Origin of the sequence: Paenibacillus sp. Mc5Re-14 (assembly GCF_001049835.1) — a bacterium.
Lineage (GTDB): Bacteria > Bacillota > Bacilli > Paenibacillales > Paenibacillaceae > Paenibacillus > Paenibacillus polymyxa_C.
In genome coordinates this window covers 5,038,469-5,064,077 of sequence record NZ_CVPD01000001.1, presented here as the reverse complement: position 1 = coordinate 5,064,077, position 25,609 = coordinate 5,038,469, and the positions used below count along the sequence as shown (strand labels likewise).

The following is a 25,609-nucleotide window of genomic DNA, read 5'->3' as shown; positions in this document are numbered from 1 at the left end:
ATAAATAAACACATGGCAGCAAGCCATGCACAAGACAGGACTTATTTATGTACGTAGGACAAGCTGATCCATAGTCCACAAACCGTCTTTATTATATTTAAATATTTTCATATAACTATTGTACATTGAAATATTATAGATATATTTATCTATTCAGGCAATATAAATTTTCAGTTTTTTCAGAATTTTTTTTCACAAAAAAGAACCTTGTTTCCAAGGCTCTTTCATGAAAAGGGATAGTTTACATTTAAAGGTTCACACAATAAACCTAAGAGAAAATCGTAGGTCCAAATGACCGATTCCTACAGTTTTTCGCCTCCCGCTCTTCCTTTTTGTCCTTATTCGCTCTGTTCTGCTGAGAACCTTGCTGCCCCATACATCCCCTACAACGACAGCGTTCTGCCGTCCCATGCTTATCCTCTCTGGAGTCTTTTAATAGTCGTACGTAATCCAAAGATTGCTGTAAAGAAGCCGAGCCCGGAAAAAAACGAACCTTCTTGCCTTCTAGCAGACAGTATACTTCGATAAGCTGAGGAAGAGCTCCAAATGCATAGTAACAAAATACATTTGTTAAATGTTGAAAAGTACTAATAACGTTAGGGTTGTAGTCCACCATATACTTTTGAATCAATAATGAATCCGCTTGTTCTGATTGTTGCCAGGCTGCCTGAATAATCAGCGAAATGTCGACCTCCAACTCAGGCACCGCTGTACAAAATTGTTCATACAACATCACAGGCACCAATAAGTCATTATTTAAGGCACATATTTTTGACAACTCGCCTGACACTTTATTTTTGACATCCCAGTAATGGAACAAGGATTCAAAACTGTTCGACTGCTTAGGCCACCACTTCTCCAGCACATACTGGACAGGGACTTCTCGCCGTACCTCTACTTCCATTCCAAAGTATTCGTTCAGCGCATGCCCTATCGCATATTGAACCCGTTGCCGCCAATTCCAACCCTCACGCCCTCGTTTTCTCTGTGATTGACGGATTGGCTGCGGAGTTCTCCACATCTCCTCAAGCTGATAGTCGTGCAGAAGAGGAAAACCGCTTAAGCTATCGCTATTGCGCATACCTATCCCTCACTCTCTTCTCAGGACACTCCAATACCAGCCTGCGCAAATTGCCTTCCGTAAGCCCGGCAATTCTCCTTCTCATCATCGAGTGGATTGAATTCAATCTTCAGACTCTCCTGAATGACCGATGCGCCGCGTTCTTTGACTTTTTCCTCTACCAAGTCCACTGCGCCACAGAATTGTGTATAAGATGTATCTCCACTGCCAAATACAGCAGTCTTTTTACCAGACAGATCAAGCTCGTCTAGTTCCTCATAAAAATCTAAAAATTCATCAGGAAGCTCACCATCTCCCCATGTATATACACCCAAAAGGAATCCATCATATGCAAGTAATTCTTGCGCGCTGCAATCATACGAAGCCTTCAACTCCGCCTCATGCCCTGCCTGACGAACACCCTCGGCGATCAATTCCGCGATTTCCTCTGTATTACCGGTCATGCTAGCATAAGCAATCATGATTTTACCCAAGTTCATCCCTCACCTTTATTTGAAATATGGGATGCTTTCATTCCCTATTACTCAAATAATATTTGATAATGATTCTCATTGTCAAATACAAATTTCAATTATCAACTGTATTTTGGTAAACATATACGCAAAAAAGTCGCATTATATGCGACTTTTCACAATTAGAATCTATGGATAGATGTAAAAATATTATGTACGTACAACTGAATCCCTTCTTCACAAATAGAATGAAAATCGGATAGTTGTACGTACAAGTGGGATTGATTTCATTTTAATATGGAAGCGCTCTAATTACAAGTACATCCGAAAAAAATATTTTTGCTCTGTCTAACTACTTACTTATTCATGGAATCATTCGATTGTTGCTAAGGTTTGTTGTACAATAGACTCCATATGGGGATTTTACGCAGCTTACTGCCTAAATCCTGAATTGACTGCTGAAGGATGGATTGTACATGTATGTAGCACAAGAGTGGAAAGACTATGAAGTAATGGATACAGGCGGTGGTGAAAAGCTGGAACGTTGGGGCAATATTGTCCTGCGTCGTCCCGATCCGCAAATCATATGGCCTTTGACCCAGGAAACAGCGGAATGGCGGAATGTTCATGGGCATTATCACCGCAGCTCTTCCGGGGGAGGCCAATGGGATATGAAAAAGCCTATCCCCGAGCGCTGGACGATTAGCTATGGACCGCTTAAATTCCACATTAAACCGACCAGCTTCAAGCATACTGGCCTTTTCCCAGAGCAAGCAGCCAACTGGAGCTGGATGATGGATAAAATTAAAGGCGCGGGCAGACCTATTTCCGTACTGAACCTGTTTGCATACACAGGAGGGGCCACGACTGCCGCAGCGTATGCCGGAGCCAGTGTAGTTCACGTGGATGCCGCCAAAGGTATGGTGCAATGGGCAAAGGAAAACGTTCAATTGTCCGGTCTGGCTGACCGTCCGGTGCGCTTCATTACAGACGACGTGTTCAAGTTCGTGCAACGGGAACAACGTCGAGGCAACCGTTATGATGCCATTATTATGGACCCTCCTTCTTACGGACGTGGACCTAATGGAGAAACCTGGAAGCTTGAAGAAAGCTTATATCCGTTCCTTGAATCCTGCATGAGCATCATTTCAGATCAACCCTTGTTTATGCTGATCAACTCCTACACGACGGGTATTTCACCTACTGTATTGCGTAACATGCTGAGCATGACGATGCAACAAAAGTATGGGGGCCAAATTAGCGCTGGTGAAATCGGATTGCCGATCACACGCTCAGGATTGAATTTGCCTTGTGGTATTCTCGGACGCTGGGAGGCTTAATTCCTCTTATGAATCAAGATGAACTTACTCGGCAAGAGCATGCACAGCCGAATATTCCCGTACTATATGAGGACAACCATGTCCTGGCGGTTGTAAAGCCTGTCAATGTTCCGACACAGGAGGATGCCAGCGGTGATCCCGATCTGCTGTCTTTACTCAAGGAAGATTTGAAAATCAGACACAATAAGCCTGGTAACGTCTTTTTAGGTTTAGTTCACAGGCTAGATCGGCCTGTAGGCGGAGCCATGATTTTTGCTAAGACGTCCAAAGCTGCTTCTCGCCTGTCAGAGTCGGTTCGAAGTCGTCATTTTCACAAGCTGTATACAGCTGTTCTGAATGGCGTTCCTGCGGCTCTTCAAGGCCGGCTAACCCATTACCTGCTAAAGGACAGCCGTACCAACACGGTCAAAACGGTTCGACCCGGCACGGCCGGTGCCAAGGAAGCCATTTTGGAATACCGCGTTATCGGACAGGCTGCTGGACTCAGTCTTGTGGAAATTAAGCTACACACCGGACGCTCGCACCAAATTCGCGTACAGATGCAGGCAATCGGCTGTCCCCTCTATGGAGACCAAAAATATGGCGGTAATCTGAGCCGTCCTGGTCAACAGCTGGCCCTCTGGTCCTTGCTCGCTGGAGCACCGCATCCGGTCAGCAAGGAAGCGATGAGCTTCCACTCACTGCCTCCCGTCCAATTTCCTTGGAGTGAGTGGCCCTTGTCGCTTTATGAGAAGATGATTACGTCGGAGAATTGAGCAGACTTACTACAAAGAACCCGCACTGCATGTAAACAAACATGCAATGCGGGTTCTCTTTTTTCACAAAAGCAAATTAAAATGTATCCATGCTTATGATGAGGAAACCACGGTATTCCCCTTCTCGCTGTTGACCAGCTGTTGACGGGAACGTGCGTTTTGTGCATTCGTATTTTTGATGAAAAACGCTAAAACCAAAGCCGTCACGCTCAATAGTGTAGCAATGATAAAAGCCGAGTTAATACCGTAAATCGTAGCTTGATTGCCAGCAGCCAGCATTCCCGCTTTGTCCGTAACGTTCAGTCCTTCAGATGCAATCATCGTGGTCAAATGATTGCTGGTTTGAGTAGACATTACCGTCACTAGAATTGCTGTCCCAATCGAGCCCGAAATCATACGCAGCGTATTGCCCATCGCTGTACCATGGGCATTCAATCGTTGTGGAAGCTGATTCAGTCCGGCCGTTTGGATCGGCATCATCAGCAACGACATCCCGAACATCCGTACCGTATAGTTGATCAAGAGTGTCAAATAGGTGGTTGATTCGGTTAAACGTGTAAATTCCCATGTCGTTACAGTCATGATCAACAACCCAATTACAGACAGCCAGCGCGCTCCAATTCGGTCAAAAATAGCTCCCGTCACAGGAGACATGATCCCCATCAGAATCGCTCCTGGTAGCATTAGCATACCAGACTGGAGCGGTGTAAATCCGCGAATATTTTGCAAATAAATCGGAAGCAATATCATACCAGCGTACAGAGCCATCGTCACAATAACATTAATGATTGTCGTCAAGCTGTACACATCGTATTTAAAGATACGGAACTCCAGCATAGGCTCATCTACCTTCAGTTGTCGGACAATAAATAAAATAAGCGCAATCGTCCCGACGATGAGTGTAGACAGGACTGGAATACTTCCCCAACCTGATGTTCCAGCATCACTAAAGCCGTATAACAGCCCGCCGAAACCGAATGTAGACAAAATAACACTGAGAATGTCCAGCTTAGGCTTGGATTGCTCGGTTACATTTTTCAGAAAAATAAATCCGATCACAATCGAAATTACGGAAATCGGCAGGATAATCCAGAACAATACTCGCCAGTCATAATGCTGGACGATATAACCAGATAAGGTTGGTCCAATGGCTGGAGCAAACCCCATGGCAAGCCCCAGCGTTCCCATTGCACGGCCACGACGCTCTATTGGGTAAATGTTCAAGATAACGACCATCATTAATGGCATCATAATCCCTGCACCCGCAGCCTGAATAAGCCGACCGATTAGCAAGATACTAAAACTCGGCGCTATTGCACATAACAGCGTGCCGATTGAAAAAATAGTCATCGCACTAATAAACAATTTACGAGTAGAGAAACGGGCAATGAGGAATGCGGTCACCGGGATTAATACCCCGTTTACGAGCATAAAACCTGTGCTAAGCCACTGAGCTATATTGGCATCTACATTCAGATCACTCATCATTTTCGGTAAAGCCACACTTATCAACGTCTGGTTTAAAATCGCAACAATTGCGCCAATCAACAGAGCGGCCACAATGGGTGCTCTGCGGACATTACCTGGTAGTGTCATTTGAGGACTGCTCAAGTTGATTCATTCCCTTCGGTGTTAATTTCATGATCATTTGTTTATGAACATCCAAGAGCAACTCTAGCTGCTCCTTCGGGATGTCCAGAATTGGCAAGACGCGCTCCATCCACATGGCGTCTACCTTTTGCATGATATCTTTTCCTTCTGGCGTAAGCGTCAGTACTAAAGATCTGCGATCATGCTCATGCCGTCCACGAGCGATATATCCCGCCTTGGTCAAGCGGTCAACCACCCCGCTCATAGTGCTGCTTCCCACATGAGCTATCTCTGCCAGCTCGGATAACCCAATATTGGGACGTTTATTTAGAATGGCCAAAGCCATGTGCTGAATCGCCGTCAGATCCAAATGCTGCTCCTCATTCCAGAAAGCATAAAATATTGTCTTGTTAACCTCCCTTACCGATTGAATAATCCGGTACACCTCAAGTCTGTCTTCCTCTCTGTCACTCACTAGAACCATCCTTCTTCCCAATACATATTCTTTACCCATATACACAAACTAGTAACTATTCGCATGCGAAATGTTATTTATTTATAACTATTATTTTACCATCTCTTATGTAAATGTCAACATTCCCCCAAATACTACCTATGCTTGAACACAAAAAAGCGCGGAAATGAATACCACGATCGGCATTTACCCGCGCATTTCTATTCGCCTCAGAAAGCTATTCTGCTCGCTCTATTTGTTCCTTTATTCCCTCGTTTTCACTGGCTGATACAGCAGTTTTTGACTTCGTTGTAATTTTCCCCAACAAATAAACCAGCAAATTCTGATTGTGCTGAGATATTCGGTTTAGTGCAGAACCCAGAAAATCGTCCCTGATTTGCAATCCACGCTCCACTTCTTCTCTACCTTGATCTGAAATAACAATCCATACAATTCTACGGTCCTTTACGTCTCTGAACCGGGTGACCAGTCGATTCCGCTCCATCCGATCCAATAGCATCGTAACTGCCGCAGGTGTAGTGGCGAGATATGGGATAAGTTGAGACGGCTTCATGCGGCCGTATTCGTTCAGAACCTCCAACACCGTGAGTTGAGCCTCAGTTAGTGATGGAGCTAGTTGCTGCTCCATATGAACCTTGTAGTCCTTAGCCATTCTGGACCAGATTTTTGCAAATTCGGTCGTTTGCATTTTGCCTCACTCCTTTGAATAACAGGGTCAGTAAAAGCATCAAAGTTACCGTATGGGCCACCGTCCGGATTGTATTTCATCACATTAAATTTTCGCCATTTCCCCTCAGTTTCCTGCCTTTTTTGGAGCATCAAATGAAAAGGGGAAGGAAGTCTCACTTCGGATTTGGAGGCAGGTCAAGGTTCGACAGCATGACGGCAAAAAGGTCCTCATTCGTGCCGGAATGGCATGTGAGGACCTCTCTTTTTCGAGCTAAAAAACGCTTGACTTTACAATTATTCTACTGTCTGCGAACTCTGAGGTTCACTACGCGGCAGCACATTTACAATTTCGTCCTTCTTCTCCACAGGAGCCAGCAGCTTGCCTGTATCCTTGCGGTCGGTTAAAGGAGCTTTTTCCGAAAGGAAGGACATCGTCTGCCCTTCTGATGTGATGACAAATAATTGAACAGCTTCACGACAATAGAAGGCAGCCACAATTCGTGTTCCGTTCGAACGCACTCGCTTGCCTTCCTTGAATTCGAAGGTGCTGATTCCTTTACCGCCTCTTCCCTGAGAAGGATAATCCAGCAGTAGCGTACGCTTACCGTAACCGGATTCGGTCAGTACCAGTACCTCTCCTTCATCCTCTTCTACCCATAGTGCTGCGACAATTTCATCGCCTTCCGCCAGTTGTATACCTTTGACTCCCGCTGAAACGCGGCCCATGGCATTAACCTCTTGCTCCTTGAAGCGTATGCTCATCCCCGCACGGGTAATCAACATAATATCCTTGCTATTGTCGCTTAACGTTACTGATAATATTTCATCGTCGCCAGCCACCTTGCAGGCTGCTACAGCACTGGAGCGCTTTGTAGCATACTCCGTAAGTTCTGTTCGTTTGACCTGTCCTTTCTTCGTTACAAACACAAGACTTTTGCCGATTTCCTCCATGTTTTTGATCGGAATAACGCTTACGATCCGATCTTCCTTCGCTAGCGAAATGACATTGACAATTGGAGTGCCCGGCTCTTTCCACTTATACTCTGGTACCTGATGCACAGGCAGCAAAAAGTATTGTCCACGCTGGGTGAAGACGAGTAGCACATCGAGTGTATTCACATCAAGGAACTGGGTAATGTAGTCCCCTTCTTTAACACCTGAGTTTGAACGTTCCCCGCCAGAGCGAGTGAACGACAGCATACTCGTACGTTTCACATAGCCATCTTTCGAGAGGGTCAGCAACACATCCTCTGCCGCAACCATGACCTCCAGGTTTACCTTAATTTCTTCTACCTCACCCTGTATCTCCGAGCGACGGTCAATACCGTACTTTTCACGAATTTCCAGCAGTTCCTTTCGGATCAGACTGATCAGCTTGCGGTCGCTATCCAGAATAGAACGATATTGAGTAATTTTCTTTTGAATGTCAGTAAGTTCTTTTTCGAGAGTTGTAATTTCAAGATTCGTAAGACGGTACAATTGCAGAGTCAAAATGGAATCCGCTTGTCGTTCACTAAAGCCAAACATCCATTGCAAATTATTTTGTGCATCCTGACGATTTTTAGAAGCTTTAATAGCCGCGATGACCTCATCCAGAATGTTCAGCGCCTTGACTAAACCTTCCAGTACATGTGCGCGATCCTCCGCCTTTTCCAGTTCAAACTTGATACGGTTTGTGACAACCTCGCGCTGGTGAGCTATATACGCTTCCAAAATGGACTTTAATCCAAGCTGGTGTGGTGCTTTGTTTACGATGGCTACCATATTGAAGTTATAAGCCACCTGGAGATCGGTTTTTTTCAGCAGGTATGCCAAAATACCTTCTGCATCCGCTTCCTTCTTCAGCTCGACAACAATACGCAGGCCATTTCGCCCGCTCTCGTCACGAACCTCGGCAATCCCTTCTACCTTTTTCTCCAAACGGATGTTTTCCATAGCGGTTACGAGCCTGGATTTAACAACCTGGTATGGAATCTCTGTAATAACCAGTTGCTGCTTGCCTCCACGCAAAGACTGAATTTCCGTTTTGGAACGGATATAAATACGTCCTTTGCCTGTTCTGTAAGCATCCTTGATGCCTTCGCCACCCATAATGAGTCCGCCAGTCGGGAAATCCGGACCTTTAATAAAGGTCATAATCTCTTCTAGCTCGATCTGCGGCTTTTCCATCACTGCGATGGTGGCGTCAATCACCTCACGCAAGCTATGAGTTGGAATTTCCGTTGCAAATCCCGCTGAAATCCCGCTGGATCCGTTTACCAACAAATTAGGATAACGGGATGGCAGCACAACAGGTTCCTTTGCCGAGTTATCAAAGTTATCCTTGAACAAAACCGTACGTTTTTCGATATCACGCAGCATTTCCATTGCGATCGGAGATAATCGTGCCTCCGTGTAACGCATAGCTGCCGCAGGATCGTCGTCCTGAGAGCCCCAGTTGCCGTGGCCATCCACCAGTACGTGGCTCATTTTCCAAGGTTGCGCCATCCGTACCATCCCATCGTAAATAGATGAATCACCATGAGGATGGTAATTACCCATAACGTCCCCAACGGTTTTGGCGGATTTGCGATACGCTTTTTCCGGGGTATTACCCGAATCGTACATCGCGTACAGTATTCGGCGTTGCACAGGCTTTAATCCATCCCGTACATCAGGTATCGCCCGATCCTGAATTATATATTTGGAATATCGGCCAAAGCGGTCACCGACCATTTCCTCCAGATAAGCTGGCAAAAATTGCTCCGATAAGCTCATGTCTACACCTCATTTAATAGCACTACTCTACGTATTCCGTGAAATCCACGTTTTCCACGATCCAGCGCTTACGTGGATCCACCTTATCACCCATCAATGTGGACACACGGCGTTCAGCTTTGGCAGCATCCTCAATCTGAACGCGCAACAGGGTGCGTGACTCGGGATTCATTGTCGTTTCCCATAACTGATCAGGGTTCATCTCCCCGAGTCCTTTATAACGTTGAAGCTCAAAATTTCGTCCAAATTCTTTTAAGTAATTATCAAGCTGCTCGTCAGTCCAGGCATAACGAACCGTTTCGAGCTTACCCGACTTGCGGGTTATTTTATACAATGGCGGCTGAGCAATAAATATGCGTCCTGCATCAATGAGTTCTTTCATGTACCGATAAAAGAACGTCAACAACAGTACTTGAATGTGCGCGCCATCTGTATCTGCATCGGTCATAATGATGATTTTGGAATAATTGCTGTCTTCCAGCGTGAACTCAGTTCCTACCCCCGCGCCAATCGCTGCCGTAATCGCACGATACTCATCATTTTTCATAATATCCGCCAACTTTGATTTTTCCGGATTCATCGGCTTGCCCTTTAACGGCAAAATTGCCTGGATTTTGGAATCCCGTCCTTGTTTGGCCGATCCTCCAGCCGAATCGCCTTCCACGATAAATAACTCATTACGTGTAAAATCCTTAGACTGCGCAGGCGACAGTTTGCCATTCAAATTAGAACTTTCACTGCGTTTCTTGCCAGAACGCATTTCGTCCCGAGCCTTACGTGCAGCTTCACGCGCTTTGGATGCTTGAACTGCCTTTCTGATCAAGGTTTGCGCTATCTGTGGATTTTCCTCCAAAAAGCGCTGCATTTGTTCAGATACGATGGCATCCACTGTACTCCGCGCCGAAGCACTACCCAGCTGATCTTTTGTCTGACCGACAAATTCAACCTCGGCCATCTTGACACTGATTACAGCCATCATACCCTCACGCAGATCGTTACCTTCCAGGTTTTTATCCTTTTCCTTCAACATCGCTGTTTTGCGTGCATAGTCGTTCATGATACGAGTGTAAGCGGTTTTGAAGCCTGTTTCATGCGTACCCCCGCCACGTGTCGGAATGGAGTTAACGAATGAAGCAATCGTCTCTGTGTAGCCGGCATTGTATTGGATGGCAATCTCCACTTCAATGTCTTCTTTCTCGGCATTAAAGTGAATAACATCATGCAGTACATCCTTACCCTCATTCAAAAAAGAAACAAACTGACTTGCTCCACCCTCATAAAAATATTCATCTGACTTTCCGCTGCGTTCGTCTTTAAGCTGAATACGAAGGCCGGAATTCAGAAAAGCAATCTCCTGAAGGCGTTCAGCCAGCGTATCGTAGTTAAAATGAATTCCTGACTGAAAAACGCGAATATCCGGTTTAAATGTAATTTTCGAGCCCGTCTTGTTAGTATTGCCCAGCACTTCAAGGCCTGTGGTCGGTTCACCGACATGCTCCACGCCCTTCTTGTCCTGCCAATATTCAAACCGCTGACGATGAATCTTGCCGTCCCGGTAGATTTCCACTTCAAGCCATTCCGAAAGAGCGTTCGTTACAGACGCACCTACCCCATGCAGACCCCCGGACTTTTTATATCCCGAACCGCCAAACTTACCTCCGGCGTGCAAAATGGTGAATACAACTTGAGGCGTAGGAATTCCCATTTTGTGCATTCCCGTAGGAATACCGCGCCCGTTGTCTGATACTGTAACAGAACCGTCCTTATGCATTGTGATATCAATGCGAGAGCAAAACTTGGCGAGATGTTCATCCACCGCGTTGTCTACAATTTCCCATACCAAATGATGCAGTCCCGAAGAACTGGTGCTCCCGATGTACATGCCCGGCCGTTTGCGAACTGCCACAAGCCCTTCGAGCACTTGAATGTCGTCCGCGCCATATTCTGAAGCTCCGTTCTGTGTACCGGAAGCTCCCGCAGACAAGTCGATTTTGTCGACCATTCATGCTCCCCCTTTGTCTAATCGTAACCGTGTTTTGCCTTATTCTTGATGGTTTTCACCAAAAATGCAAACAGATGTTTTCTTTTACCTTGTCCATTTTAATTCAATATATCCCGTTTCGTAAAGACGGCGAATGAAACAATCAACGCCGCAGCCCCCAAATGCCCAGTACAGCTAAAGAAAACGGCAGGGTCATTCCCTCAATCGGGGCAGGGCTTCCAGATAAATAATCGGTTAATCCGAGGTTAACCATAAATAAATATTTGGCGCTCTGCCAAGATGAAGCCATGTTGGTCAGTATAGTGCCCGAAATGAGCGCGGCCATCATGACCACGATACTTGCAGCTGTACTACGTACCAGAACAGATACCATAAAGGCTAACGAAGCAACCACCAGACTGACAAACCAGATCAATCCGGCTTGCAGCATCAGGTAATGCCATTGTGGAATTGCATGTACAGCAGACAAATCCACCGTCGATCCAACAATTTGAAAGCCGGTAAATACCGGAACATTAAAACCACGAAAACCAAAAAACAAGCCTGATATAAGATAACTAATGACAAATACGGCCAAAATGATGAGCGAAACGAACATATACAGTGTCAGCAGCTTGCTCAGCAGTATTTTCCACCGCCTGACCGGCCGAGTCAGCAACATTTTTATCGTGCCTGTCGTCCGTTCTCCTGAAACCAAGTCCGAAGCAATGGCCATGATCAACAACGGAACGAACAGATTTATGGAGTTATCCATAAACTCTCTGGTAAAAGTGACGCCACTCGGCTCATTAGGATTCACATCATTCTCCAGATAATATTGCATCTGCTGCACAAAGACCCGACGATAGGTCTTCCATTCTTCGGGAACCCTATCGCTGCCCAGCGAGTTTTGGTTATCGGTAATGGCTTGACGCAGTTCCAGCCGCCAATCATTGCCGAATTTCTTGCGATTGTTTTCTGCCACTTTCATCTGAGCGTACGTAAAAATCGGCACAAGCACAAGCAAAACAAGTAAAATGACATAAAATCGTTTCTTCTTGATAATTTTAAGGGTTTCATTTTGTACGAGCGGTAAAATATTATTCAAGTATCTCACCTTCCGTCATTTTCAGGAATAGTTGCTCCAATGTAGGATTAATTTTGGTTACACCTTTAACGGAAATACCGGAAGCTGTCATGTGTGCGACCAGCTTCGCAATATGCTCTTCATCCATTTCTGTAAAAATAGCATCGACTCCGCTGCCTGCAACAATGCTGTCATCAATTAATTCATCGACGTTCGTAATTATGTGCACATACGGAGAATTTTGCAATAGGGCAAGGCCTTGATCGCGAGGCTCCAGCTGCCATACAGCCATATGTGAGTGTGTCTCAACCAGTTCCTGTACCCCACCAACAGCCAGCACCTTTCCCCGACTAATAATTGCCACACGATCACATAGCAACTGGATCTCGCTGAGCAAATGACTGGAAACAAATACAGCCATGCCTTCTGCCGCTAACAAACGGATAAAAGCTCTCATCTCTTTGATTCCCTTGGGGTCTAGCCCGTTCGTCGGCTCATCCAAAATGAGTAGCTTAGGTCTGCCAAGCAAGGCTTGAGCTATACCAAGACGTTGGCGCATCCCCAGTGAATATGTACTTACCTTATCATGGATGCGACGATCGAGCCGAACCAACTCAACCACCTCGCGGATGCGCTGTTCATCAACACCAGGCTGCATGCGGGCAAAATGTTCTAAATTCTCCCATCCTGTCAGGTAGCTGTACACCTCTGGATTTTCCACAATAGAACCAATATGCCGTAAAGCCTGCTCAGGGTCACGATTTACATTATGACCGCATACGGTTATCGTCCCTTCCGTAGGCTTAATTAAATCGACCAGCATACGAATAGTCGTCGTTTTTCCTGCTCCATTGGGGCCGAGAAATCCGAAAATTTCACCTGCGCGAACGTCGAACGTTACATCATGAATGATCATTTTGCGTTTAATTCGTTTTTTAACATGCTGAACAGAGAGCACGATTTCATTATTGCTGCTGTCTCTGTCTGCGCTACCAACCTGATTGGAGGAATGAAGACTGGACACTGCATTCGTGGATGTCGAATCTTGGGTCACGCCAGCCTCGGTCTTGTCAGCAGATTGGATGCTCATTACTTGTTCCCTCCCTTTTTCGCTTCTGCAGGTTGGCTACTTGTAGACTGTTGATTAGGATTTACATGATCGGTACCCTTCGTTGCGGTAACAGCAAATCCTTGTGCGATACGTTCAGCGATTGCCTGATAGCCTTGTCCGTTGGGATGAAAATGATCGGATGATAAATAGACGGGCAAATTTTGCTCGAATAAATCGAAAGTTGGAACCAGCGTCATGTTACTGTTTTGGTTGGTAATTGCCATGGCAGCCATATTCCATTCAGTTACCACAAGATTACCGGGAATTTTCATTTCCCGCAGATCACTGAATGGATTATACAATCCTACATAGACAATTTTAGCATTCGGATTAATTTTCCCTACCTTTGTTAGCACCTTTTGCAGACGTTTGGCTGCATCAGGCAGAGCTTTGCGCAAACCGCTGAGTGTAGGTGGCTCTTTGCCGGTTTGGGCCGCCTGTGCGCCCTGAAATAAATCATTTCCGCCAATCGAAACTATAATCACATTAGCCTTCTTCAGTACATAAGACACACCAGGCTCATCCAACTTGGTTAATAGTCCTTGAGTCGTCAGTCCATTAATCCCTAGATTATTTATGAGCCGAGCTTTATGTCCTTCCTGATCATTTAACAAAGTCACCGACCGACGCACAAAACCACTTCCGGAGTCATCCCCCGTTCCTTTGGCTAACGAATCGCCAATGGCAGCTACACGCAACTCTTCCGTCTGAGCAGTAGCCGATGGTGCAGTTTGTGTCTGCGATGAACCGGATTGTACAGGTTGAGTACTTACCAATGGCTCTGGAGCCGTAATACTTCGTACTGCTGCAATAAATCCGTACAATAATAGCAGTGTGGCGGCAATGGAAACGGAACCGACAGACCGCCAAATCCATTTTGATGAATTCACTCGTGTTCCCTCCTGATAGCTTGGTGAAATAAACATAAAGCTTCTCCTGTCATTTTGCAAATAAACCGTTCTGGTTCAAGCGAAAATCAATGATTACAATCCCATATAATTTTCCATGAACATACTAAAAAAGGATGGCAAATTCCCATCCTTTTATTATACTTTTTGTGCGAATAGCCCTTCCTCTCATCAGCGGGATTAGACGGAAGGAACTATTTGCTATCAGGGATGAAACTTCTAATCCATTGTCCAAAACTACCCGGATTTCGGCTTTGAATCAGTACCGTTCCTTCACCGCGAAAACGACATACAAGAGCTTCCCCACTCGTTACGCTGGACAACCAGCCTTTAGATGCCTTTTCAATTCTATAATCCATATAATCCGGCCATGCCACTAGATGAGCATTATCAATAATACGCTCCTCTCCTGGCGCGATATAAATGGGGTGAATGGCTCCATACGAGGATAGGAATACTGTGCCTCGGCCACTGATTTCTACAATAAAAAAACCTTCACCGGAGAATAAACCTTTCATCAGGTTTTGCATTTTGGTACTAACCTCAATCCCTTCCGTACAGGCCAAAAAACCGTCCTTTTGGACCAACAGCCTGTACGTGCCATCCAGTTCCACTGCTTGTACATCACCTATGCTTGCGGGGGCTAGCAGTACTTCAGCGGGTCCCCGGGCTGCTCTCAGCTCTTGAAAAAAGAATTTTTCTCCGCTCAGCATTCTGCCTAAACCACGTAACAGCCCACCGTCTACCGTCCCCTTTATATCTACACTGGAAGACATGGAAACCATCGCTCCCATTTCTGCTTTAATGGTTTCTCCGGGGTTCAACTGCACCTTAAGCATCGCAAAAGCACCTTCATGCACGATTTCGTAGCTCATTTGTTCACCTAGCTTTCCAAAAGTAGTTTGTTATCCATTCAGCTTACTGTCATCATACTATAAGCGCGTCCCATATGTCTTTTCTGGGATAGAGAAATGGTTTATGCTTGAAGAGTCATAAGCGACATAAAAAGACCCGCTGAACGTTGTCAGCGGGTCTCTAAATTACGTTTCGTCACTATCTTTTTACAAACAGAAATGACGTTTGAAACGTTTTTTCTATCAACTTAGTTACGTGTGAACTCTTGTACCCAATATCCATTGTAGTAAGCCACACCGATTTGTGTATATTCTGCCTTCAAAATATTTTCACGATGTCCCTGGCTATTCATCCAGGCCTTCATTACTTCTTGTGGTGTTTTTTGTCCCATTGCAATATTCTCACCCGCATACGTATAAGTTACACCGAATTTTTTCATCATATCAAATGGTGAACCGTAAGTCGGAGATGTATGGGAAAAGTAATTGTTCGTGCTCATGTCCTTCGCCTTCGCTAAGGCTACTTCTGTAAGCTTCGCATTAGAGGTGAGGGGCTTCAGACCTTTTTGGCTGCGCTCGTTGTTTACAAGCTTTACCACCTCGGCTGCAAATTGAGACTTGCTCAGTTGTGCATTAGAATCTGTAGACTGACCTGCACCTGAGTTGGCGTTTTGTGTTTGGGTCTGTTGCTTGGTAACAGTCTTTGAAGCCTTTTGGCTAGCCTGATTCGTCGTTTGCTTGCCAGAAGAAGGATTTGCTGTTTTTGTTTTAGCCTTGTCCTTTTCAGAATAATCCTTAATGACAGTCTTCGTTATTGTTGTCGTCCCATTGGACATATTGACTGTGTATCCGTTATTTTGAAACCACTGTTGTAATTGGGCAGACAAATCGTCAGCTGGTGAAGCTGATGCCGGAACGATGAATCCTGCGGATAAAACGGCGCTTAAGCTTCCCATCACCAGTGTTTTTTTCAACATATTCTTCATTTCGTCATCTCCTCGTTGTATAAGTGCCTTGGTGTGAACGTCTCAGGTTACAACTTTGTAATCTTTACTCTAGCAGTATATCATGTTTTATAGCATCATCAATGGTATAAAAGTTGGAAAAAAAATAGCCTGCTCGGCAATGGCGAACAGGACTAAGTTAAAAATATTGAGGCTTTAAGTATTAGATTGTTTGTTGCAAGCTAATTATCTAAGCTTTTTGCTGAAACGGTAGCCTTGCTTCTCAAAGCCGATTCGGTTGTAGAAAGCACGGGCCTCTACTTGTTTGATGCGGTTATTCGCTCCAGTAATGAATAAATGATAGCAGCCTTGCGCACGCCCCCACTCCTCACCACAAGCAACCAATCGTTTGCCAATGCCTTCGCCGCGATACTCCCCGCTCACGACCAGCATGGTGATTTGTACAGCAGGATCAGGATAGGCCAGGCTTTGAGCCGTATGCATGCCGATTACTCCGACAACACAACCATCCATTTCTGCAACCATCATATTCGCTTGACTGTCCTCCTGCGCTGTTCCCATAACTTCTTTCATAACACCACAAGTCATCGGGTATCCGACTTCTCTAAGTAGTCCAGTTACGGCTTCACAATCGCCAAGCTCTACGGAACGAATTGTCAGTACTGGAATCATCACACTGTTAGACATGATTTACCTCCACTTTCAGCATATTGGCAGCTTCTTTGGCTGTCTTCCGTGCTGTCTCCACATCTTCTGCAGCGCTAAGCGCTACAGCCATCCGGCGTCCCGGCTTGGTTTCAGGCTTCCCGAACACTCGCACCTGTGTCCGGGGTAGCAATAGTGCATCATGCAGACCGCTTATTGCGAAATCGCGCGTTGCCACTTCTGCCTTCAAGGTAGCTGAAGCTCCTGGTGTAAGCAGCGTGACCGAAGGCACCGGGAATCCGAGAATCGCCCGTACATGAAGCGCAAATTCAGACAAATCCTGCGTGATCATGGTTACCATACCTGTATCATGCGGACGCGGGGATACTTCACTAAATATGACGCTATCAGCCGTTAAAAACAGCTCTACGCCAAACAATCCGTAACCACCCAGTTCATCCGTAATCGTACGGGCAATGTCTTGCGCCTCCGAAAGCTGCTTGTCCGTCATGCCATGAGGCTGCCAAGATTCGACATAATCCCCATCTTTTTGAATATGGCCAATCGGTGGGCAAAAAGTCGTGCCTGATTCCGATCTGACGGTCAATAAGGTAATTTCGCTCTCAAACGGGACAAAAGCTTCAACAATGACACGTGTCGTTTTGGCACGCGCGCCTTCCAGCGCCGTATTCCAGCAGGATTCTGCGTCTTCGAGTGTCCGACATACAGACTGCCCTTTACCCGACGAACTCATTAAGGGTTTGACCACACATGGCGTGCCCAGCTCTTGAACCGCCGACCGTAACTGCTCAAAATGATCTGCAAAACGGTAGGCGGCAGTCGGAAGCTGTAATTTCTCGGCAGCCAACCTGCGGATACCCTCCCGGTCCATCGTAAGACGGGCGGCCCGGGCCGTTGGTACTACGTGAAATCCCTCTTGCTCTAATTCTTCCAAAGCACCCGTAGCAATAGCTTCGATTTCAGGTACAATTATGTCGGGCTGTTCCTTGCGAATTAATGCCTTCAACGCCTCAGCATCCTGCATATCCAGACAGTGAGAGCGATGAGCCACCTGCATTGCTGGAGCCAGCTCATAGCGATCTACAGCAATACATTCCACGCCAAGCCGCTGAGCTTCAATAATGACTTCTTTTCCCAATTCGCCGCTACCCAGCAGTAGCATCTTCTTAGCCTTGGCAGAAAAAGGAGCACCCCACATCTTGAACTCTTCCCCCTCTGACGATATTGCTCTGATCTCTTTTCATCTTTATTTTCAGGGTTTAGCTCCAAGAATGCAATAGTGCTCGGCATTTTAATTTACAAAAAACGCGATTTTTTGATCTTTTTTTTACAAAAATCTGAACTGTGCTTCCACCAGCCCCCGATATATTCCATGTTTTTTCATCAATTGTTCATGATTACCACTTTCCTGGATTTCCCCATGGTCCAGTACAACGATATGATCAGCATTCCGAATAGTGGACAAACGGTGAGCAACCATAAAAGAAGTTCTGCCTTCCAATAGAACCTGAAGAGCCTCCTGAATTTTCAGCTCCGTTTCCGTATCAATGCTAGCTGTGGCCTCATCCAGAATAAGAATTCGCGGATTAGCCAGTAAGGCACGAGCAAAGGATAAGAGCTGGCGCTGGCCCATGGAAAGCATCCCTCCACGCTCCTCTACCTCTGTTTCATAGCCATCTGGTAAGTGAACAATGAATTCATGAGCATTGACCGCCTTCGCAGCCGCTTCAATTTCCTCATCCGTTGCATCCAAACGGCCAAATCGGATATTATCGCGTATCGTCCCCGAAAAAATAAATGTATCCTGAAGCACGATGCTAATCTGGCTGCGCAAGCTCTCCACCGTGACATCTCGCACATCATAACCATCAATGGTAAGTCGCCCTGACGTAATGTCATAAAAACGACTGAGCAAATTAATAATTGTACTTTTACCTGATCCAGTATGACCTACAAGCGCTATAGATTGACCTGCCTCGACAGAAAGATTAATACCTTTAAGCGCCTGACGTCCCTTTTCATATTCAAAAATGACTTTTTCAAATTGAATTTCACCCCGGATAGGCGGTAAGGCTTTTGCTCCCGGTTTGTTTGCAATATTCGGCTGTTCATCCATGAATTCAAAAATTCTTTCTGAAGAAGCCATCGCAACCAGTAGCTGATTGTACATTTGACCCAGCCGATTGATTGGCTCCCAAAAGTTCCCTACATAGTTGGCGAATGCAACCAGCAGCCCCACCGTAAGCTGATCTGTCTGAATTAAATGCGCTCCAAACCAGAACAGCACAAGCGTACCTAATCCTCCGGTAATATCAATAAGTGGGCCAAAGACCTGATTCATAGCAGAAGCCTTATCCCACGATTTTTTACTGGAGCTGTTCATATCGTCGAAATAAGCCATGTTTTCCTGCTCCTGCGTATACGCTTGTGTCACACGAATTCCCTGAATAGATTCATTCAAATGAGAATTGATACGCGAGTTCTTCATGCGTACTTCTTGCCAGGCGCGACGGATGCGTACTCGCAGCTTGGTCGAGATCAAAAACATGATCGGAACGGTCACAATCACTGCCAAACCGAGCTTCCAGTTAATAAGCAGCAAAATAACGATAATTCCGAAAAGCTGTACGCAGTCAATCAGGACATTCACTGCACCATTCGTAAATAAATCCTGTAGCGAGTTAATGTCATTCGTCACACGTACTAATACAGAACCCGCCGGTCTTTTATCAAAAAAGTTAAAGGAAAGCTTCTGAATATGCTTGAACAAATCTTCACGCAAATCGTAAATAACCCGCTGACCAATAATATTGGTGAATTTAATGCGGTACGTACTGGCTGCCCATTGAATTAAATATAACAAGAGCACGGCACCCGTAATGAGCAACAATAACTTTACGCTCGGCAGTGCAGGCCATGCGGGAGCAATGGCCTTGTCAATGGCCAGACTGATCAAATATGGAACCGTCAGCTTAGTAATCGTGCCGAGAATCATCATGACCAGAAGAATCGGCAGAATCTGACGGGCATAAGGTTTCATGTATGCTAGCAAACGTTTGAATTCCGCCCAGTTAAACGGTTTATCAATGACCTCATCATCTTGATAGACAAAGCGCTCATTGGTCGGCTTCTTTAACGGTTTGGCTTTTTCTACTGGAATATTCATGGTCTCACCTGCCCTTCGGATACACCGTCTGGAGCCTCCGCTATGTAATCGGCGTATTGAATATGATACACATCTTGATATGGACCTGGAGTAGCAATGAGCTGTTCATGTGTTCCACGTTGGACGATTCGTCCTTCCTCAAGCACTACAATTTCATTGGCATGACGAAGCGAAGAGATTCGATGAGCTATAATAAACGTTGTGCGTCCACGCATAACCTCTTGAAAACCGGACTGAATTTCATGCTCCGTCTCCATGTCGACCGCACTGGTAGCATCATCCAGCACGAGAATTTTCGGATTTTTGAGTAGTGCGCGCGCGATGGCGATCCGTTGTTTCTGCCCTCCAGACAGTCCCAATCCACGTTCACCAACAACAGTGTCGTAGCCCAGCGGTAATTCAGTTATGAATTCATGCGCCTGAGCCAGCTTGGAAACACGTATGATGTCATCCATACTGACATGACTTAACCCATATGCAATATTGTTGCGTATAGAGGACGAGAACAGAAACGTCTCCTGAAACACAGAAGAAATTTGAGCACGTAAATCGCGAATTTTCAAATGACGTATATCCGTCCCATCCAGCTTGATGCTTCCTGCATTCACATTGTAGGCTCGCATGAGTAGTTGAATAATGGTCGACTTCCCGGAACCTGTTCCTCCTAAAATCCCAATGACCGATCCCGGTGGCGCATCCAGATTGATGTCAACAACAGCAGGTAGCTTATTTCCGTAAGCAAAGGTAACATGATCAAACGTCACATGTCCCTTCACCTGATCGGCGTTGAGTGTAAGTGCATCAGCTTCATCGGTTACATCTACAGACTGATTCAGCAACTCCAAAACCCTTTCACCGGAAGCTTTGGACTGCGTATAGTTATTGATATGAAAGCCAATGCTCCAGATGGGACCGATAATATACCAAATTAAGCTAAAGAAAGCGACGAGTTCCCCCAAGGTCATTGACTTCTGGATAACTAGATATCCACCCATGCCCAAGAGAAGAACCACACTGACCGAGGCAATCAGTTCCATCGCAGGAAAAAATCGACTCCATAAGGAAGCAGCCTGAATTTGGTTACTTTTGTACTGCTCATTACGTACGGAGAATTTTTCCACTTCATAGGATTCGCGAGCAAAAGATTTAACGGTTCGCACACCTGTAATATTTTCTTGTACCGCTGTCGTCAGGGCGCTGAGAGCTATTCGCATTTCCTGAAAGGTGGGATGAATCCGAGATTCAAATTTGAATGTGACGAAGAGTAGCAATGGCATGCTGATCATCGTAAAGAGGGTGAGCTGCCAATTAATATACAGCATCATGATAGAGCCGAATACGACCATCAGTAGCACATTGAGGAGCTGCGCAAAACCAAACCCGATAAAGTTGCGAATCGCCTCCAAATCACCAGTCAGACGGGACATAAGATCCCCCGTTTTGGCGGTGTCATAATATCTGAAGGACAGAAATTGCAGCTTTTCGTAACAGGCATTGCGAAGTCGATACGCCAGATAGTTACCTAGCCGTCCACCAAAAAAACCATGTAAAAATTGCATAAACCCTTTGATGATCACGACTCCCAGTACAGTCAGAGCCAGAACCGGAACTTTCTCGAAGTCACCGGGAATGATAGCGTTATCAATGAGCCGTTGGAGCAGGTTCGGATACACCAGTCCCAAGGCCGTCGCTATCGCAAGGCATAGAATGGAAAGAAATAGATAATGTCTCCTCTCACGAAAAAAAACTTGCAGTTGCCTGAGCACTTCCATGTCAAGTCCCTCCATTAGTTGCACGACGTTGTTATATGGCTTAGTGAAGTTTACCATCCGTGTTCCAAGGCGGCAAAGAGGATAACGGGCCGTTTTCAGGCAGGTTCGCAATTGGTAGGTGATTAGACAAATTAAATCGCTTTCTTATCATTGAATATGGCTATTTCCTCAGTTTTCCTTTCTTTTTGAAGTATGCTTAAAACACCGGATTGTCCCACAACCCGGTGTCTTGATCTTAATGCAATCATGAACATATTTATATTGACTCTAAATTCGCGAGCTGATCAGCAAGCTCTTCCCAAACTTGTGGCTCCTCACCGCCCTTAAGTGCATGTTCCATACCACGAATCGTCTCCAGCATTTGCTCTCGTAGCTGTGCTTTCTGCCATGTTTGTTCCTCTTGCATCATAGCAACGTAAAAAGAAGACATTCGTTCTCGCTGCTGATCCACAGCTTCTCCGATTAACTGGCGTAATATGGGCTCCAGTCTAGTTTGTAAATTCGCCCGACCCGTCCCTTCAAAAAATAGCTTTGGATTTTTAAAGCTATTCCAATAATTCTTCCACTGAATGGACTCCTGTAGGGAAATATCGCTCAGTTCGGGGACAGCCCATTCTCTAAATCCAGGAACTGTGCAATCTAGCCCATTCAACTGAAGGTTCATGTGATCTACGCACTGTTGGATAGCTTTACCCACCAAGGCTTGCCCCATTTTTTCTAGTCTGAGGGTGGTTGCCAGCAATTCCTGAGACAACTCCAGTTCGATCAATCGCATCAGCTCACGACCACAAGATGCAAAGGCCAAACGAAGATCACCTACTCCTTCACGCAAAACAGATGGATGGAACGCTTCTGCCATAAATTCACCCGTCCGGTAGGCTAGCCTTTGGCGTACATGATACAACAGTTCATCGGTTTCGTCCGACAGCACAGATCCACCATTGTTGTCAGTCGAACCAAGGAGCACATTCTCCAGTTCCCCACGAATTCGAGTTAATTGCTCTAATCGGAGCTCACGCTCTTCAGCGCTATACCGGGCATCAGCAGCATGTTGTTCTATTCGACTCCGCAGACGTCCCAGCTCCTGCAAAGCAGATGCAATAGACAAGCCTGCCAGCTCTTCGGCTGCAAATGCCGAAAAATCATTTTCAAACACATCAAACCGTGAAGCTGCACGTAGCGAAGCCTCTCCCCGCTCGGCTGCTTCCAACGCTAGCATGCTGGAAAGCGGATAAATACGCGGCTTGCGGATTCCGTTCGCCTGAAGTTGTTCCTGTACATGCTGAGTCACAGAATATAGTTCATCTTCAGAAGACGCCAAATCGGATGCGTTGACGATAAAAAACGTCTGATTCAGCGCCAATGTCTCTTTGACTCGGCCCAATTGATTCAAGAACTGTCGGTCTCCTTGCGTAAACGCATGGTTATAATATGTCACAAATACAAGAGCGTCTGCATGCTTCATATAATTGAAGGTCACACCTGTGTGCCGTGCATTCACAGAATCGGCACCTGGCGTATCCACCAGCACGATGCCCTGACGAGTCAAAGTGCAATCATAATAAAGGTCGATATGCTCCACGAAGCATGATTTGCGCTCGGATGCGACAAAATCTCGATATTGCTCTAGATTCACCTGAAGCTGTTGTCCTAGCAAGCTTTCAGCTTCTTCCCATCCAGCTGCAGCAGCCTTCAAAAAGCTGTAATGAGGCCTTCCCGCAGGATGAATACCTTCTGGTGATAACGAATTTACGGCTTCTTGCCAGCCCACGGATGCTGGCTCTCCCAATCCTAATAACCGAAATGAGTATTTAAGATCTTCCCGCAACGCATCCACTGATTTCATGTGGACGTCAGCCGTGGCATGGCGCTCATGACTTGTAGGCGCCATAATGCGATTAATCGCCGCTGTCGTCGGATGGGGCGATACGGGTAACACCGCTTCGCCCAGCAAAGCGTTGGCAAAGCTGGATTTGCCGGCACTGAATGCTCCGAATTGCGCCAGTGTAAAGCGCCCGTCCTCCAGTGCAGCAGCTCGCGCATGTAAATCCCGAACAGCCGCCTGCATCGCAGGGTACGGGCTTACCAATGCAGCGGCCGCCTTCAATCTTGTCGCTGCTGCATCCAGCCGCGTACGGCGGCCCCCGGCGGCAGACTGCGCTGTTGTCATGCCTGCTTGTGGCTGCACCGATGCGTTGTGCGAGCCAGCAATGTCTGGACGCACGGCACCTGTTGAAGCCGTATCTGTCGGGGCAGCAGCGGCAGTATCGGCCGCAGGAGCAGGCGTGCCCACACGGGGCAACCCGCCAGGCGCGGAAGCCTGCGGCAGCATGCTACGCAGCAGGTCGGCGTGCGAAGCCAAGGCTTGCAAGCGAGTGCTGTAACGGCTCGCCGCGTCCGCCTGCGCCAGCAACGCAGTGCGCGCATCCGCGAGAGCCTCGCGGTTGGCTTCGACCCGTACCGCAAGCTGGGCCAGCAGGCGGTCTACCAGCGCCAACGCCTTGCGGCGGCAATCAGCGGTCACAGCAGCGCGTAAGTCCTTGCAATAGTTCAACGTATACTCCGGAGACAAAGCATTTTCCTTTACTGTCTGCTCTACCAGTTGCCGATCCGTTGCAGGGCGGATGTCATCCAGCTCCTGCTCCATCGCAGCGGTCCACAAACCTTGACCTTCTCCCCATGACCTCAGTAACTCACGCACATGAGGCAACAGTTGTCCCTCCACCTGATCACTCAGCATCCCTGCCAGCCGGGCCAAACGGTGCTCCTTTTCTCGCTCTGTCTTTCCTCCGGCAAACCATAACCCTGTTTTAAAGCCCGGCTTGCGGCTTTCTAAATATTCGCCAGCAGCTTCACGTAGCTCCGCAGGCGTGAGATGGGCGTGTTCCAGTAGATGATCCAGCTCTTGACGAAGCCGTTTATGCTCCTGCTCTGGAAGCATCCTCCAGTGTTCATCCTCTTGCTGTAAGGCCTTCTGCTCTATGTCCAGGCGCAAAATGGCCTCTTCTCCACCTGCTTCTTTGAGCAGTGCGTTCAGTTCCTCTTCTTCAGCGGCCTGCACCGTCTCCACATGCTGCTCTACCAAATGGTGCATAGAAGACACTAAACTATAAGCCAAAAGCTCTGCTTTGCGCTCCAGCAAATTCGGAATCAAGCACGTCAACTGCTCCCACTGATTCCAGGGGTGATTTTGCTCCTTCAAGGAAGTAAACAGAACGTCCGTGTAATGTACCTGCCAGGCATGAAAGCTGCTTTCCACCTCATTACGATAACGTGTAAAGGATAGCTCCCGCTCTCGGTGCTTATCGATTTGATTGATGATCAAATATAGTGGCTTGCCCCAATCCGACAAACTTTTGGCAAAAGACAAATTATTTTCAGATTGGACATGATTGTAGTCCATCACATAAAAAACAATATCAGCCCAATGTAAAGCTGAATGTGTCGCCATCGCGTGTCCGTGGTCTGTGGAATCTACGCCGGGTGTATCCAGCAGCACTCCTCCGCCAGATAATATCGGAACATCCTCCCATACTTCAACTGATTCATAGGCTCCACCATTTTTACAATACTCAGCAAGCTCGGACAGGGAAGCTTCCACGATTTCCGGCTCCGGGTTTTCTACCGATCGGGCTGGATGAATAAGCACTCTCGAACGTCCATGACGGATGGACACTACATTAGCGCTTGTAGGCACCGGTCCAGATGGCAGCACGGTTTTACCGCACAGGCTGTTAATCAAGCTCGATTTACCTGCTGAAAAATGTCCACAAAAGGCAATGGTCAACTCTTGCGCATGCGCTTTTTCCATCAAATCCCCTAGCGCCCTCGCTCCCGCTTCATCCCCTGCTTTACGCAAGTTATCCTGTATCTGTTCTATCGTATTCAACCACTTGTCCGCATCTCCTGTAATCGTTTGCATCATAAGCTACGGTTTCACTCCTTGTTTCTTATCTGCACCAAATAGCTATATTGTAGCA

Annotated in this window: 18 protein-coding genes and 1 pseudogene; 2 read left to right on the top strand and 17 right to left on the bottom strand. The window is 46.5% G+C overall.

Going from position 1 to position 25,609, the window contains the following annotated elements; translation table 11 throughout:
• Positions 1-268: 268 nt before the first annotated feature.
• Together BN1546_RS23040 and BN1546_RS23035 are read right to left on the bottom strand one after the other, a co-directional pair.
• Complete coding sequence (locus BN1546_RS23040) at positions 269-1,081, bottom strand: hypothetical protein (RefSeq protein ID WP_090738900.1); 813 nt, start codon at positions 1,079-1,081, stop codon at positions 269-271.
• Positions 1,082-1,101: 20 nt separating this feature from the next.
• Positions 1,102-1,560, bottom strand: a complete 459-nt coding sequence (locus BN1546_RS23035) for a flavodoxin (RefSeq protein WP_016822119.1) — start codon at positions 1,558-1,560, stop codon at positions 1,102-1,104.
• A gap of 449 nt (positions 1,561-2,009) precedes the next feature.
• Between BN1546_RS23035 and BN1546_RS23030 the strand changes: the two genes are divergently transcribed.
• Positions 2,010-2,873, top strand: a complete 864-nt coding sequence (locus BN1546_RS23030; protein WP_013371574.1) for a class I SAM-dependent methyltransferase — start codon at positions 2,010-2,012, stop codon at positions 2,871-2,873.
• An 8-nt stretch (positions 2,874-2,881) separates the two neighbouring features.
• Positions 2,882-3,628, top strand: coding sequence for an RluA family pseudouridine synthase (locus tag BN1546_RS23025; RefSeq protein WP_013371575.1), 747 nt, complete (start codon positions 2,882-2,884; stop codon positions 3,626-3,628).
• A gap of 93 nt (positions 3,629-3,721) precedes the next feature.
• Here the strand turns inward: BN1546_RS23025 and BN1546_RS23020 are convergent, their stop codons facing one another.
• The 15 genes and pseudogenes from BN1546_RS23020 to BN1546_RS22950 all read right to left on the bottom strand — a co-directional run bounded on the left by BN1546_RS23020 (position 3,722) and on the right by BN1546_RS22950 (position 25,554).
• Complete coding sequence (locus BN1546_RS23020) at positions 3,722-5,224, bottom strand: DHA2 family efflux MFS transporter permease subunit (RefSeq protein ID WP_090738899.1); 1,503 nt, start codon at positions 5,222-5,224, stop codon at positions 3,722-3,724.
• Positions 5,208-5,693, bottom strand: coding sequence for a MarR family winged helix-turn-helix transcriptional regulator (locus BN1546_RS23015; RefSeq protein WP_064963026.1), 486 nt, complete (start codon positions 5,691-5,693; stop codon positions 5,208-5,210). The genes BN1546_RS23020 and BN1546_RS23015 overlap by 17 nt, the downstream gene beginning before the upstream one ends.
• Before the next feature lie 217 nt (positions 5,694-5,910).
• Positions 5,911-6,381, bottom strand: coding sequence for a MarR family winged helix-turn-helix transcriptional regulator (locus BN1546_RS23010; RefSeq protein ID WP_013371578.1), 471 nt, complete (start codon positions 6,379-6,381; stop codon positions 5,911-5,913).
• 275 nt (positions 6,382-6,656) lie between these two features.
• Positions 6,657-9,119: a DNA gyrase subunit A gene (gene gyrA / locus BN1546_RS23005; protein WP_090738898.1), complete on the bottom strand. Its 2,463-nt coding sequence runs from the start codon at positions 9,117-9,119 to the stop codon at positions 6,657-6,659.
• A 22-nt stretch (positions 9,120-9,141) separates the two neighbouring features.
• Positions 9,142-11,121, bottom strand: a complete 1,980-nt coding sequence (gene parE, locus BN1546_RS23000) for a DNA topoisomerase IV subunit B (protein ID WP_013371580.1) — start codon at positions 11,119-11,121, stop codon at positions 9,142-9,144.
• Between the two features lie 98 nt (positions 11,122-11,219).
• A pseudogene (locus BN1546_RS22995) lies at positions 11,220-12,208 on the bottom strand (ABC transporter permease).
• Complete coding sequence (locus tag BN1546_RS22990) at positions 12,201-13,277, bottom strand: ABC transporter ATP-binding protein (protein ID WP_013371582.1); 1,077 nt, start codon at positions 13,275-13,277, stop codon at positions 12,201-12,203. Before BN1546_RS22990 ends, BN1546_RS22995 begins: the two are co-directional and overlap by 8 nt.
• A complete protein-coding gene (locus BN1546_RS22985) occupies positions 13,277-14,224 on the bottom strand; it encodes a GDSL-type esterase/lipase family protein (protein WP_013371583.1) in 948 nt (315 codons plus the stop codon). Before BN1546_RS22985 ends, BN1546_RS22990 begins: the two co-directional genes overlap by 1 nt.
• Positions 14,225-14,400: 176 nt before the next feature.
• The gene (locus tag BN1546_RS22980) at positions 14,401-15,081 is read right to left on the bottom strand and encodes a TIGR00266 family protein (RefSeq protein ID WP_016822128.1); all 681 of its coding nucleotides are present in this window, start codon (positions 15,079-15,081) and stop codon (positions 14,401-14,403) included.
• Between the two features lie 227 nt (positions 15,082-15,308).
• The gene (locus BN1546_RS22975) at positions 15,309-16,046 is read right to left on the bottom strand and encodes a CAP domain-containing protein (protein ID WP_058829692.1); all 738 of its coding nucleotides are present in this window, start codon (positions 16,044-16,046) and stop codon (positions 15,309-15,311) included.
• Between the two features lie 204 nt (positions 16,047-16,250).
• Positions 16,251-16,712, bottom strand: a complete 462-nt coding sequence (locus tag BN1546_RS22970; RefSeq protein ID WP_013371586.1) for a GNAT family N-acetyltransferase — start codon at positions 16,710-16,712, stop codon at positions 16,251-16,253.
• On the bottom strand, positions 16,705-17,889 hold the full coding sequence (gene purT / locus BN1546_RS22965; RefSeq protein ID WP_019687815.1) for a formate-dependent phosphoribosylglycinamide formyltransferase: 1,185 nt from the start codon (positions 17,887-17,889) through the stop codon (positions 16,705-16,707). The genes BN1546_RS22970 and purT overlap by 8 nt, the downstream gene beginning before the upstream one ends.
• A gap of 129 nt (positions 17,890-18,018) precedes the next feature.
• The gene (locus BN1546_RS22960) at positions 18,019-19,857 is read right to left on the bottom strand and encodes an ABC transporter ATP-binding protein (RefSeq protein ID WP_040103526.1); all 1,839 of its coding nucleotides are present in this window, start codon (positions 19,855-19,857) and stop codon (positions 18,019-18,021) included.
• Positions 19,854-21,629: an ABC transporter ATP-binding protein gene (locus BN1546_RS22955; RefSeq protein ID WP_013371589.1), complete on the bottom strand. Its 1,776-nt coding sequence runs from the start codon at positions 21,627-21,629 to the stop codon at positions 19,854-19,856. Before BN1546_RS22955 ends, BN1546_RS22960 begins: the two co-directional genes overlap by 4 nt.
• A 256-nt stretch (positions 21,630-21,885) precedes the next feature.
• Complete coding sequence (locus BN1546_RS22950) at positions 21,886-25,554, bottom strand: dynamin family protein (protein WP_090738897.1); 3,669 nt, start codon at positions 25,552-25,554, stop codon at positions 21,886-21,888.
• Positions 25,555-25,609: the final 55 nt, after the last annotated feature.

Coding starts and splice junctions, on each gene's coding strand:
- BN1546_RS23035 (WP_016822119.1), bottom strand. CDS start 1,560: ATGAACTTGGGTAAAATCATGATTGCTTATGCTAGCATGACCGGTAAT.
- BN1546_RS23020 (WP_090738899.1), bottom strand. CDS start 5,224: ATGACACTACCAGGTAATGTCCGCAGAGCACCCATTGTGGCCGCTCTG.
- purT (WP_019687815.1), bottom strand. CDS start 17,889: ATGTGGGGTGCTCCTTTTTCTGCCAAGGCTAAGAAGATGCTACTGCTG.
- BN1546_RS22950 (WP_090738897.1), bottom strand. CDS start 25,554: ATGATGCAAACGATTACAGGAGATGCGGACAAGTGGTTGAATACGATA.
- BN1546_RS22990 (WP_013371582.1), bottom strand. CDS start 13,277: ATGAGCATCCAATCTGCTGACAAGACCGAGGCTGGCGTGACCCAAGAT.
- BN1546_RS22970 (WP_013371586.1), bottom strand. CDS start 16,712: ATGTCTAACAGTGTGATGATTCCAGTACTGACAATTCGTTCCGTAGAG.
- BN1546_RS23040 (WP_090738900.1), bottom strand. CDS start 1,081: ATGCGCAATAGCGATAGCTTAAGCGGTTTTCCTCTTCTGCACGACTAT.
- BN1546_RS22960 (WP_040103526.1), bottom strand. CDS start 19,857: ATGAATATTCCAGTAGAAAAAGCCAAACCGTTAAAGAAGCCGACCAAT.
- BN1546_RS22975 (WP_058829692.1), bottom strand. CDS start 16,046: ATGAAGAATATGTTGAAAAAAACACTGGTGATGGGAAGCTTAAGCGCC.
- BN1546_RS22955 (WP_013371589.1), bottom strand. CDS start 21,629: ATGGAAGTGCTCAGGCAACTGCAAGTTTTTTTTCGTGAGAGGAGACAT.
- BN1546_RS23010 (WP_013371578.1), bottom strand. CDS start 6,381: ATGCAAACGACCGAATTTGCAAAAATCTGGTCCAGAATGGCTAAGGAC.
- BN1546_RS23025 (WP_013371575.1), top strand. CDS start 2,882: ATGAATCAAGATGAACTTACTCGGCAAGAGCATGCACAGCCGAATATT.
- BN1546_RS23030 (WP_013371574.1), top strand. CDS start 2,010: ATGTATGTAGCACAAGAGTGGAAAGACTATGAAGTAATGGATACAGGC.
- BN1546_RS22985 (WP_013371583.1), bottom strand. CDS start 14,224: ATGTTTATTTCACCAAGCTATCAGGAGGGAACACGAGTGAATTCATCA.
- BN1546_RS22980 (WP_016822128.1), bottom strand. CDS start 15,081: ATGAGCTACGAAATCGTGCATGAAGGTGCTTTTGCGATGCTTAAGGTG.
- gyrA (WP_090738898.1), bottom strand. CDS start 9,119: ATGAGCTTATCGGAGCAATTTTTGCCAGCTTATCTGGAGGAAATGGTC.
- parE (WP_013371580.1), bottom strand. CDS start 11,121: ATGGTCGACAAAATCGACTTGTCTGCGGGAGCTTCCGGTACACAGAAC.